The sequence below is a fragment of the Paracidovorax sp. genome, from assembly GCF_057642795.1.
Genome location: NZ_JBXYZY010000037.1, coordinates 297,598 through 308,922 on the forward strand (window position 1 = coordinate 297,598; position 11,325 = coordinate 308,922).

Here is an 11,325-nt window from a genome sequence, read left to right on the forward strand (position 1 = left end):
TTGCTACTAAAAATATAGCTCATTGCCCAGAAAATACCTGGGCTGGCGGCCCAAAACGCTCAGATCTCCGGGCACAGGGCACGCAGGCGCGGCAGCGCCTCGATGGCGTTGACGCTGCTGGCGCGGGCCAGCTCGGCCACGGGCATGCCGCGCAGCGCGGCGATCGTCTCGGCAATGCGCGGCAGTTCGCCGGGCGCATTGCGCGCCGCGGGCACGCCGGCCGCGCGCTGGGCGGCCGTCACATAGAGCCAGTGCGGCGGGATGTCGGGCGCATCGGTTTCCAGCACCAGCGACTCGAGCGGCAGCTCGGCCGCGAGCCGGCGCACCTGCAGCGCCCGGTCGTAGGTGACGGCACCGCCGAAGCCCAGCTTGAAGCCCAGGCCGATGAAGGCCTCGGCCTGCTGCCGGCTGCCGTTGAAGCCGTGGGCGATGCCGCCCGCCACGGGAATGTCGCGCAGGCCCTTGAGTACCTTGTCCACCGAACGGCGCGTGTGCAGGATCACCGGCAGGCCGAAGCGCTGCGCCAGCCGCAGCTGGGCGCGGAAGATGACCTCCTGCCGCGCCGCATCCAGGCCAGGGACGAAGAAATCCAGGCCGATCTCGCCCACGGCCGCCAGGTGCGGGTCGGCGTGGTGCGCGGCCAGGGCCTCCTGCAGCGCAGGCAGGTCATCGTCCTGCGCACCGGGAGTAAACAGCGGGTGGATGCCCAGCGCATAGCTGTCGCCATGGCGGTGGGCAAGCTGGCGCACGGTGTCCCAGTTGGCCCGCTCCACCGCCGGCAGCACGCAGTGCGCCACGCCGCGTTCTGCGGCCTCCCGGCGCGTGGCGTCGGCATGCGCCTGCCCGCCATGGGCGACGAATTCGTCGAGGTGTACGTGGGTGTCTATCCATGCGGCCATGGGCCGATGATGCCAGCCGTACCATGCCCGGGCCGGAGCCCGCCCAGGAAACACGCAGACACAAATGGGCGCGCTCGTTCCGTGCTACCGTCAGCGCAGCAATTTTTCCGGGGCCGCAAGCGTTCCGGCGTGCAACGCCAGCCCTGGCACGCGCACGCCTGGCGACACTGGCCCCTTTCTTTGGTTATGAGGTGACAGACAGCATGCCCCGGTTCGGCCGCTTGCGCTCATCACAGTCGGCCGGGCAGGAGGGCCTCGGCACCGCCCGCACGCCCGCATCCGATCCGGGCGTGCCGGCCCGCCACCCGCATGCCCTCTGGTATGTCAGCGCCATCGGCGTGCTGGCCCTGCTGCTGGCCCTCAGCCTGTGGTGGGGCCTGCAGCGCGTGCCTGCGCCCGCCTCCGCCCCCCCGCAGTCCGCCCCGGCAGCCACGACGGCCTTCACCCAGCATGAGATCGACGAAGCCGTGCGGCGCTCCCTGGAAAGCCGCCCCCTGCCCTCGCCCGCCACACGCGCCGCCGCCGCGGTGGCGCCCTCGGTCGTGCGCGTGGTGGGCTACGGCCGCACCCGCAAGGGCCGGGAGTTCGAGCGTGGCATCGGCACCGGCGTGGTGGTGGTCGAGCGCGGCGTCATCCTCACCAACCTGCACGTCGTCAAGGGAGCGCACCGCATCAATGTGACCTTCGCCGACGGCTCCGATTCGCAGGCCAAGGTGACCGGCATGCAGCCGCAAAACGACATCGCCGTACTGCAGGCCCAGCGCGTGCCGGACCACCTGCAGGCCGCGCCGCTGCGCTCCACCCACAATCTGAAGCCTGGCGACCAGGTAGTGGCGTTGGGCTTTCCGTTCGGTATCGGCCCGTCGGTGTCGGCGGGTGTGGTTTCAGGCCTGCAGCGCGAATTCGAATCGCCTGACGGCGGCCAGGAGATCAGCAACCTGATCCAGTTCGACGCCGCCGCCAACCCCGGCAACTCGGGCGGCCCGCTGGTCACCATGGACGGCGAGGTGGTCGGCATCGTCACCGCCATCCTCAACCCCACGACGGCGCGCACCTTCATCGGCATCGGCTTCGCCGTGCCCATCGAGAACGCGGCCGCAGCCATCGGCAAGCAGGTGCGCTGATTCATGCAGGCGGCGCACGCGCCGTTTGCCTCACAATCCGGCGCCTTTCCCCCTTTTCCCTTTCACTTTCCCTCGATACAGCCAGGACTGTCCAGTGACCACCGCAGCGCAACGCCCCGAACTCCCCGACCATCTCTCCATCGACCCGCGCAGCGCCTTCCATGTGCCCGCCGTGTTCGAGCACGACATCGGCATCCGCCTCAACGGCAAGGAACGGTTCGACGTGGAGGAATACTGCGTGAGCGAAGGCTGGGTGAAAGTGCCCGCCGGCAAGACGCTGGACCGCAAGGGCCGGCCGCTGCTGATCAAGCTCAAGGGCACGGTCGAAGCGTTCTACAAGTAAGCGGCACGCAAGAGAGTACGCGCCCCTGGTGCGATGCAAGCGAGGCATCGCATTGTCTCCGGCGGTATTGTGGCTGATAACTATTTTCATTTAGAATTTTCAGCAGATCCGCCCGACTGACCTGCGGCCCGGCCTCTGGGCTTCGGGCCCGGTCTTCTTTCTGGCGGCCCCCGGCTGCCCCGCAGCCGGTCGGGGCCTTCGTTGACCACGCCTTGCCGCCGCCCATGACCGCTGATACTCCCCGCCCTTTTTCCGGCGCGCCACGCCTTCACGTGAGCGATGCCGCGCGCCACCGCGGGGCCATCGTCTCCCGCGCCATCGCCGCCATCGCCGGCGGCTATGTGCTGGCGGCGCTGTGCTCGACGGCGCTGGCACTGTGGCTGCCCCTGGCGCGCGCAGAGGCGGTCACCACCGGCGCCCTCGCTTCGTTCGCGGTCTATGCGGGTGCGGTGATGTGGGCCTTCGCGGCGCGCACCGCGGGGCGTGCCTGGGCCGGCATCGCCGGGCCGTGCGCCGTGCTGGGCGTAGCGGTCTGGCTCACGCTGCGTGCCGCGGGGGTGGCGGCATGAAGGGCGGCTTCCGCCAGTCGATGGCCTGGCTGCACACCTGGTCGGGACTGCTGGTCGGCTGGGTGCTGTTCATGGTGTTCGCCTCGGGCACCTCGGCCTATTTCCGGGAAGAGATCAGTTTCTGGATGAAGCCCGAGCTGCACCGCACGCCGGCCGAACCTGCCGCGGAGCAGGCGCAGGCGGTGAAGCAGGCCATCCGCCTGCTGGAGCGCGAGGGCGCAGGCAGCCCACGCTGGACCATCGTCCTGCCGGACGAACGCGATCCCTCCGTGCAGGTGTCGTGGCTGCAGCCCAAGCCCCCCGCAGGTGGCGGTACCCGCCCGCGCCCCCTGGCCGTGAACCTCGACCCGGCCACAGGCGAGCGCCTGGCCGACACCCGTGCCACGCGCGGAGGCGACTTCCTCTACCGACTGCATTTCGACCTGCACTACATGCCCGTCAAGTGGGCGCGCTGGATCATCGGCTTTTGCGCCATGTTCATGCTGGTGGCCATCGTCAGCGGCATCGTCACGCACCGGCGCATCTTCAGCGACTTCTTCACTTTCCGCCCCCGCAAGGGCCCGCGCTCGTGGCTGGACGCGCACAACGCCGCCGCCGTGCTGGCGCTGCCCTTCCACCTGATGATCACCTACACCGGGCTGGTCACGCTGATGTTCATGTACATGCCCTGGGGCGCGCAGGCGGTCTACAAGGGCGACGAGAAGACCTTCACCGCGGAGGCCTTCCCCAACGCCCGCGCCAACGTGCCTCAGAAGGCCGCCGGCCGCCCCGCCCCGCTGGTGCCGATCGCGCCGCTGCTGGAACAGAGCCGCGCGCACTGGCTGGGCCGTTCCGCAGCACGCGTGGTGGTCACGCTGCCGGGCGATGCGAACGCAGCCATCACCATCTACCGCGACGACTCCGCGAACCTGTCGGCCAACTACGCCTCGATGGTGTTCGACGGCACCACCGGCCGGCTGATCGAGACACGTGGCGAGAACATCCCCCCCGCCTCCGAGACGCGCGGCGTCTTCGTGGGCCTGCACATGGCGCATTTCGCCGGGCCGCTGCTGCGCGGTCTGTTCTTTCTCTCGGGCCTCGCCGGCTGCCTGATGGTGGCGACCGGCCTGCTCATGTGGGCCGTGAAGGAGCGGCCCAAGCACGCCAAGGCGCTGGCGCGCGGCGGGCGCATCGGCTTCGGGCTGCGGCTGGTGGACGGGCTCAACATCGGCGCCATCGCGGGCGTGCCACTCGCCATCGCAGCGTACTTCTGGGCCAACCGGCTGATTCCGGTGGGCATCGCCGGCCGCCCGGACCGGGAAATCGCCGTCTTCTTCGCATCGTGGGGCCTGGCCGCACTGGCGGGCATCGCCTGGCCGTCACGGCGCATGTGGCAAGTGCAACTCACGGTGGGCGGCATGCTCTTCGCGCTGGTGCCCCTGCTCAACCCGCTGACCGGCGGCTCCGGCCTGTTCACTGCCGCTGCCAGCGGCCACTGGAATCTGGTGGGCTTCGATACCGTCTGCCTGCTGCTGGGCGCCGGCCTGCTGAGCAGCGCTTGGTGGCTGTCTCGCCGCCAGGCCACGGCACGCAGCGCGGGCACGCAGGCATCGCGCCGTACAGCCACGAGCGCCACCACTCGTCAGACCGCCCCCCTGCATCCCGAGCCGCCTCTGGTGCCGGCGCGCCATGCGCTGGGCGCGGCAGAGTCCCCATCGCCATGAGCGCGCCGCATTACGTTCTGGCCATCACGGCCTGCTTGGCTGCGTTCGCCGCGCTGGGCCTGGCCATGGACCGCCACTACGCCGATGCCCATGGCCGCGGCTGCGAACCCAGCCCCGGCCAGCGGCGCAACCTGCGCTGTGCCGGCGCGGCCGGGCTGCTGCTGTCGCTCTGGGCCTGCCTGGCCGGGGCGGGCACCGCGCATGGCTGGGTGCTCTGGTTCGGGGTGATGACGCTGTCGGCGCAGGCCGTGACGCTGCTGCTGAGCTATGCGCCGCGCCGGGCCCAGCACGCGCTGCAGGGGTTGGCCCTGCTGGCCCTGGCCAGCGCGGCCTGGTCCGTATTGAGCGCTTGAAGCCCCAGGGCGCACCGGCACCGATGCGCCCTGCCCCGACTAGAACCGCGCGTGGATGATGCCGCCGCCCTGCAGCTGGCATTCGCCATCGCCGCCGCCCGCCATGCCGCGCACGGGGTCGGCCATGTGCAGGCGGCAGCGCATGTGCTGGCCGCCGGGGGTGCGCAGGTTCGCCAGCACCTTGCCGGAGTAGCGGGTGGTGAAATCGCGCCAGACATAGGTGTCTGCGCTGCCCCAACCCCAGTAGGGCCAGTCGGTCCAGCCTTCCGTCCAGCCGTCCCACAGCGGGGCGACGCCTTCGCGCTCGGTCTGCTGGGTGATCTGGAAGAAATGGCCCTGGTAGGTGGCCTTGGGCAGCGTCGCGGTCATGGTGCCGCTGATGCCACCGTTCTGGCTGGTCCAGGAGATCAGCACGGGTTCAGCCGCCTTGCCGTGGCGAACCAGGTCACCACCACCCATGCCGGACGTGACGGTGCTGCAGGCGCTCAGGCAGGCCAGCACGGCGCAGGCCGCCAGGCCCATGGCGGCGCGGGATTGCGTGGAAGTTTTCATGGCGAAATATCTCGGTGCGTTGAAGTCGTGAGCAGAAGCCGTGCGGGCCGCCGGGGCGCGCTCAGCTGGCACGCTTGGCAGCGGGCGAAGCGACTGCAGCAGCGGCGGCACCGCTTCCGCCGGCATGCCCCAGCCGCGCCAGTCCGTTCTGGATGGCATCGAAGCCATGGGCCAGCTCATGCTGCGTCCAGCGGGCGCCGCTCAGCAGCTTGTCGCCCACATCGCGGGCATCGTGGGCGGCGGAGCCGGCAGCGCTGCGGGCCTCGTCCCCGCTCCAGGTCGCGGCGTTCTCCAGGCCCTGCGCGGCCGCCTTGAGTTCGTAGCCAGCGTCGTGATAGGCCTTGTGCTCCAGCGATTCGGCGGCCTTGTCGTGGTAGGCCAGCGCGAGGGCATGGTCCGCCCGGGCAAAGGCGGTGGTGAGCTCGCGCTCGGTCTTGACCTTGCCCCGGCCCAGCGCGGTGGCCGTCCGGTCCAGCTGCGCCTCGGCCCCCTGCAGGGCATTGCGGGCAGCGCCATGGGCGCGGGTGCCCTCCAGGCGCAGCAGGGCCGAGGCTTGCCGCACGTCCAGCGCTGCGGTCTGGTAGTCCTTCTTCGCGAATTCGGCCAGCGCGGCGGTGAAGTGGCGCTGCGGCTCCTGCGTGAACGGGTACCAGCTCTGCACATCCGTGAGCACCCAACGGCGGTCCAGGTCAGCGCGCTGGGCGCGGGTCAGGGTGCGGTCGAGCCCGGCCGTGTCGTGGATCTTGCCGGCGCGCACCTGGTCGGCCGTGTGGTCGATCTGCTGGACCAGCGCCGCCATGCGGGCCTGCACATCGTGCGCCTGCTTGGCATCGGTGGCGGCCTGCGCCTTATCAGCCTTGGCAGCCTGCTCGGCCTGGGCATGCAGGGCGCGGGCCGCGGCCTGCAACGATTCGGCGGCCCTGGCGTTGTCCTTGGCGGCCAGCGCGGTGCGCGCCGCCGCCAGTGCGCGGCTTACGTCATCAACCACCGGGGTCAGGCTGAGGTCGTCGTACTGGATCCAGTCGGCGGGCGCGGCGCCGGCCACAGCCGGGGCGGCAGGTAACACCGGCTGGGAGGCTGCTGTGGCGGGCGGTGCAGCGCGGGTCTGGGCCATGGAGGCCACGGGGAACTGGGCGAACAGCGCCAGTACGGCGACAGCGGCCGGATAGCGGCGAAGGGACGGCATGGTGATTTTTCTCAGGGCGGGGCGATGGGACGGGGAGCGGTCGAGTTGCCTGGCAAGCGCGCCTTTTCAGGCGTTGATGGCGGCATCGTGTGTCTGCACGTCGGTGCTGCTGGCGGCCAGCACTTCATGCGCGCGGCGGACCTGGTCGGCGTCGCCATGCACCAGCACCAGGAACTTGCTGGCCTTCAGGGCGGTTTCGTAGCGGAGCACCGAATCCTTGGGCACGCCCAGCGCCGTGAGGGCGCCCACCAACGCGCTGAAGCCGCCGCCCAGCACTGCGCCCTGCAGACCACCGGCAATGGTGGCGGCCAGCGGGCCCAACACCACGATGTGGCCCACGACCGGCACGAACATCAGCGCCGAGCCGAACAAGATGCCTGCCAGGCCGCCCCAGAAGGCGCCGAGCTTGCCGAAGAACCGGGCGCGATCGCCGGCATTGAAGTAGCCCACCACGTTCTCTTCCGTGTGGTAGTCCTTGCCGATGATGGAGATGGCCTTCATGTCGAAGCCGGCATGCGCGAGCTTGCGGATCGCCTCCTCAGCCACCGAGTGCGAGTCGTACACCGCGACGACGATGCTGTTGAGAGGGGAAGTGCTGAGGGTGTTCATGGCATGACTCCTTGATCGAAATGGCCCCGGCAGCGCCCGCTGCCGATGTGAATCCAATGTAGGCAGCGCCGCCGCGGCGGCACAGTGCGCGTCGTCACGGCGGGTACGTGCCAAAGGTCACCCCGAAGTCACGAGCTGGCGCCATGAACGCGGGAATGCAGCCCGCGATCCAGGCCAGCGGCCCTCGACCGAAAGCCCGCCGAACTTGTCGTGAATGAGGGTGGTGCGCTGCGCGGTGGCTGCGCGCCGAGGGACCCGTGGGCGTGCGGGGCGGCATCGCGCAGACGCCGCGTCGCCCAGCACGCTGGCGGACGGAACGTGCCGCGGGTCCTGTGGTTCAGCGCCTGCTGAAGGACCGCAGGGCCACGCGATGCGCAAGAGGCGGGCGGGCTCGCTGAGCCCGCCCCTGGAGACATGGAAACGGATGGAGCCGAGCCCCGCGTGCTGCCACGCGGGGCTCGGCGATGCGGCGGCCCCAGCCCGGTGGGCGGGATGCTGGCGGCAGGCCGCCGTCAGCTGGCGGACGCGGCGCTCACGGCGGCGATCTTGGGCGTACCTGCCCAGTGGAAGAACACGTCGCGACCCTGCTTGCCGTCGAGCGTGACCTCGCGCGACTCGGTCAGGCCGTTGGCGGTGGCCGTCACGCGGTACTTGCCAGGGGGGAGCTTGGCATAGGTCATGGGCCCGGCGCTATCGAGCACCAGCAGGGGCGCGCCGCGATCGTCGGTCACCAGCAGCTTGACGCCGGCCTCGAATTCGTTGTCCTTGCGCGCCGAGAAGACCATGCGCAGCGGCCATTCCTTGGCCGTCTTGCGCATCGCCTCCTGCTCGCTGTGGCCGATGCCGCCGTTCTCGTAGGTCGTGGCATGCGCCTTTTCGAGCAGGATCAGTTCGTCCTGCGCGCGTGCCGGCAGCGTGACGGCAGACATCAGCACAGCCAGGGTGATGGCGCCCAGCGTGGCGCCGCGGGAAGTGGTCTGGAAACGCATCATGAACTCCTTCGGATCGGGTTCGGGGCTGTAGCCGCTGCGACCATCGCACCGGCCGCCCACGGAACGGAATCTAGGCCTGGGCGGCAGCCCCGGGCAGTGCCGAAGGTCACTGCGTGGGCACGACTTCGGACGGCCCTGCGCAGGGCCGCGATGCGCGCGGCTCGGCTCGGCTCGGGGAGGCTCAGGGCGCGAAGCTCAGGCGCAGTTCGGTGCCAGCGCCCGGCCGGCTGTCGATGGCGAGCGCGGCGCCGATCAGCGCCGCCTGTTCCTGAATGCCCACCAGCCCGTAATGGCCGGCATGCGGCGCCTGCGGATCGAAGCCCACGCCGTCGTCGCGCACGCGGAGCACGGCGCGCTCGCCTTCCGCCTCCAGCGCCACGACCACGCCGCGGGCCTGCGCATGGCGCTCCACGTTGCGCAGGGCCTCCTCGGCAATGCGGTAGAGGGTCTCGGCCCGCTCGTCGGCCAGATCGGCGGCCGCGCCGGCGAAGCTGAATGCGGTGGCGAGCCCCGTGCGCTCGCCGAAGCGCCCGAGCAGGTCGCGCAGCGCGGCGGCCAGGCCCTTTTCGCGCACGGTGCCGTGGCGCATCTGCGTGATGGCGGCGCGCGCATCGGCCAGGCCCGAGGCAGCCACCTCTTCGGCGCGGCCCAGCTCAGCGGCCAGCTCCTCGGGCGCCATGCGGCCCTGCAGCTTGCGCACCAGCCGGATCTGCTGCAGCAGCGCCATCAGCGAATGCGCCAGCGTGTCGTGCAGCTCGCGCGCCAGCCGCAGCCGCTCGCGCGTGACGGCGGCGTGGCGCGCCTCTTCCGACAGGCGCTGGATGCGCGCCGTGCGCTCGGCCACGCGCTCGTCCAGCTCCGCGTTCAGCACCGCCAGCGCCGCCTTCTCGGCCTGCAGCTGCGCGATCAGCCCGGCCATGGCGGCACCGATGCGGCCGACCTCGTCCTGCCCGCGCGGCGGCTCGATGTCGCTGCGCAGGCCGTCGCGGATCTGCTGCGCCTGCACGGCCAGGGTATTGAGCCGGCGCGTGAGCCAGCGCGTGAGCAGCGGCGCGCTGCAGGCTGCCAGCAGACCGGCCAGCAGCACCGTGAGCAGCACCGTGCTGCGCAATTGCTCGTCGCTGCGCAGCGCGATGCCGGCCGGCTGGCGCACGACGACCGTCCAGCCCGGGCCGCCCGGCACCGCTGCATCGGGGCCCTGCCGCCCCACCACGAAGCGGCCGCCTTCCGTGAGGTCGGCACCCTCCGCATCGCGCCCGACCCAGGCGTTCGGGCCCAGCAGCACGTCGCCATCGCGGCCGATCAGCAGCAGATCGGGGGGGCTCTGGGCACCCAGGCCCGCGGCCAGTTCGCGGCCCTGACGCTCCAGCCAGCCCCACTCCAACTGGGCGGCGAGCACTCGGCCCTGGGCGATGGGCACCGCGGCATCGAAGGTGCGGCCGCGCACCCCCTTGCCCCCTGCGGCTTGGCCCACGAACGGTGCGGCATCGCGCGCGGCCCCCCACTGGCTGCGGCGCAGGGGCACCGCGCCCTGCGCCGCGCCCTCCTCCGCCAAGACATCGCCATCGGCATCGACCACCGCGAGCCAGGCAAATTCCGGGAACTGGGCGCGCAGGGCGGCCAGGTGCAGCTGCAGATTCGGCTGCGCCTGCGGCGCCTCGGCGGCACCTTCTGCCGGGCTGGAGACGGCCAACTGCGCGGCCGTAGCCTGCATGACGGCCATCTGCAGCCGCAGGTCCATGTCCAGCCCACGCTGCACCTGGCGCGCGAACTGCGCCATCAGGCGCTGGGTGGCGACGCGTGCGGCCTGCTCAGCATCGGACGAGGCCAGCTGGCCCGCCACCACCGAGGCCAGCGCGACCACCGCCAGCATGGACCAGCCGATGGCCGCAGCCAGGTAGCGCCGCGGGTCCAGCCAGCCCAGCCAGACGGCGAAGGCCGGGGTGGCGCGAGTGGGGGAAGAAGATGACTGCATGGTGCCGTTCGTCACTGTGCGCGCCTGCGCACGTGGCCTATATTTCGAGCCGAGGACGATCTTGCCATGCTCGATGAACTGATCCGCACCGTCGGCGCCGCTGCCGGCCTGCCCCCCGAACAAGCCGCCCTGGCGGTGGCTGCGGTGCTGCGTTTCTTCACCGCGCGCATGCCATCGTCGCTGGTCGGGGAACTGCACGAGCGCCTGGGCATGCGCCTGCGGTCCGCTGCGCCTGCCGCACCGACACCGCCGGAACCACGTCCATGAGCGAACCCGAGATCTGCCCAACCCGCCCGCTGCGCCTGCTGCGCCTGCTGATCGTGGACGACCAGCCGCTGATCCGCCGCGCACTGGCCATGACGCTGGGCGTGGAGGCCGACATCGAGGTCGTGGGCCAGGCCGCGGACGGACAGGACGCCATCGACCAGGCCATGGCGCTGCAGCCCGACATGGTCGTGATGGACCTGCAGATGCCGCGCGTGAGCGGCGTCGTCGCCACGCGCGAGATCACGGCCCGGCTGCCGGCCGCGCGCGTGGTGGTGCTGACCACCTTCGACCATGACGACCTGGTCTTCGAGGCCATCCGCGCCGGCGCCCGGGCCTATCTGCTCAAGGACGCGGCGGAGGATGAGGTACTTGAGACGATTCGTGCGGTGCAGCGCGGCGAGTCGCGGCTCTCACCCCAGATCGCCTGCAAGGTGCTGGAAGAATTCCGCCGCCTGGGGGTGGGCAGCCCGCCGGCCGGTCCAGTGCCGGAACTCGCCCCCGGCGCCGCACTCGCGCAGCAGGCGCCCGGCCAGCCGCTGCCGGAACCGCTGACCGACAAGGAAGCGCGCATCCTGGAGCTCATCGCTGACGGCCTGAGCAACAAGAAGATCGCCGCCAGTGTGTTCCTGGCAGAGGGCACGGTGAAGAACTACGTGAGCCGCATCATGGAGAAGCTGCACGCCCGCAACCGCACCGAGCTGGCGGTGATGGCCACCGCGCGGCGCGGCTGAGCGGACGGGGCCGGCCCGTGCC

At 71.1% G+C, this 11,325-nt stretch carries 13 protein-coding genes; 7 read left to right on the plus strand and 6 right to left on the minus strand.

Annotated elements, in window-relative coordinates; genetic code table 11:
• Positions 1–59 precede the first annotated feature (59 nt).
• A complete protein-coding gene (locus tag AC3A84_RS15975) occupies positions 60–899 on the minus strand; it encodes a TatD family hydrolase (protein WP_487971012.1) in 840 nt (279 codons plus the stop codon).
• 203 nt (positions 900–1,102) lie between these two features.
• On the opposite strand from AC3A84_RS15975, the gene AC3A84_RS15980 reads away from it, so the two are divergent.
• The 5 genes from AC3A84_RS15980 to AC3A84_RS16000 all read left to right on the plus strand — a co-directional run bounded on the left by AC3A84_RS15980 (position 1,103) and on the right by AC3A84_RS16000 (position 4,991).
• Complete coding sequence (locus AC3A84_RS15980; RefSeq protein WP_487971013.1) at positions 1,103–2,023, plus strand: S1C family serine protease; 921 nt, start codon at positions 1,103–1,105, stop codon at positions 2,021–2,023.
• 94 nt (positions 2,024–2,117) lie between these two features.
• Positions 2,118–2,366: a DUF3297 family protein gene (locus AC3A84_RS15985; RefSeq protein WP_487971014.1), complete on the plus strand. Its 249-nt coding sequence runs from the start codon at positions 2,118–2,120 to the stop codon at positions 2,364–2,366.
• 224 nt (positions 2,367–2,590) lie between these two features.
• On the plus strand, positions 2,591–2,935 hold the full coding sequence (locus AC3A84_RS15990) for a DUF3649 domain-containing protein (RefSeq protein WP_487971015.1): 345 nt from the start codon (positions 2,591–2,593) through the stop codon (positions 2,933–2,935).
• Positions 2,932–4,638 carry a PepSY-associated TM helix domain-containing protein gene (locus AC3A84_RS15995; RefSeq protein ID WP_487971016.1) on the plus strand — a complete coding sequence of 569 codons (1,707 nt, stop codon included), beginning with the start codon at positions 2,932–2,934 and terminating at the stop codon, positions 4,636–4,638. Before AC3A84_RS15990 ends, AC3A84_RS15995 begins: the two co-directional genes overlap by 4 nt.
• On the plus strand, positions 4,635–4,991 hold the full coding sequence (locus tag AC3A84_RS16000; RefSeq protein WP_487971017.1) for a DUF3325 domain-containing protein: 357 nt from the start codon (positions 4,635–4,637) through the stop codon (positions 4,989–4,991). The genes AC3A84_RS15995 and AC3A84_RS16000 overlap by 4 nt, the downstream gene beginning before the upstream one ends.
• Positions 4,992–5,030: 39 nt before the next feature.
• Here the strand turns inward: AC3A84_RS16000 and AC3A84_RS16005 are convergent, their stop codons facing one another.
• The 5 genes from AC3A84_RS16005 to AC3A84_RS16025 all read right to left on the minus strand — a co-directional run bounded on the left by AC3A84_RS16005 (position 5,031) and on the right by AC3A84_RS16025 (position 10,305).
• A complete protein-coding gene (locus tag AC3A84_RS16005; RefSeq protein ID WP_487971018.1) occupies positions 5,031–5,543 on the minus strand; it encodes a hypothetical protein in 513 nt (170 codons plus the stop codon).
• Positions 5,544–5,604: 61 nt separating this feature from the next.
• A complete protein-coding gene (locus AC3A84_RS16010) occupies positions 5,605–6,729 on the minus strand; it encodes a hypothetical protein (protein ID WP_487971019.1) in 1,125 nt (374 codons plus the stop codon).
• Between the two features lie 66 nt (positions 6,730–6,795).
• Positions 6,796–7,338 carry a general stress protein gene (locus tag AC3A84_RS16015; RefSeq protein ID WP_487971020.1) on the minus strand — a complete coding sequence of 181 codons (543 nt, stop codon included), beginning with the start codon at positions 7,336–7,338 and terminating at the stop codon, positions 6,796–6,798.
• Between the two features lie 512 nt (positions 7,339–7,850).
• Positions 7,851–8,327: a peptidase associated/transthyretin-like domain-containing protein gene (locus AC3A84_RS16020; protein WP_487971021.1), complete on the minus strand. Its 477-nt coding sequence runs from the start codon at positions 8,325–8,327 to the stop codon at positions 7,851–7,853.
• Positions 8,328–8,511: 184 nt separating this feature from the next.
• A complete protein-coding gene (locus AC3A84_RS16025) occupies positions 8,512–10,305 on the minus strand; it encodes a histidine kinase (RefSeq protein ID WP_487971022.1) in 1,794 nt (597 codons plus the stop codon).
• Between the two features lie 66 nt (positions 10,306–10,371).
• On the opposite strand from AC3A84_RS16025, the gene AC3A84_RS16030 reads away from it, so the two are divergent.
• Both AC3A84_RS16030 and AC3A84_RS16035 read left to right on the plus strand, forming a co-directional pair.
• On the plus strand, positions 10,372–10,572 hold the full coding sequence (locus tag AC3A84_RS16030; protein ID WP_487971023.1) for a hypothetical protein: 201 nt from the start codon (positions 10,372–10,374) through the stop codon (positions 10,570–10,572).
• Entirely contained in the window at positions 10,569–11,303 is a 735-nt protein-coding gene (locus AC3A84_RS16035) for a response regulator (protein ID WP_487971024.1), read from the plus strand. The genes AC3A84_RS16030 and AC3A84_RS16035 overlap by 4 nt, the downstream gene beginning before the upstream one ends.
• The last annotated feature ends 22 nt before the right edge of the window (positions 11,304–11,325 follow it).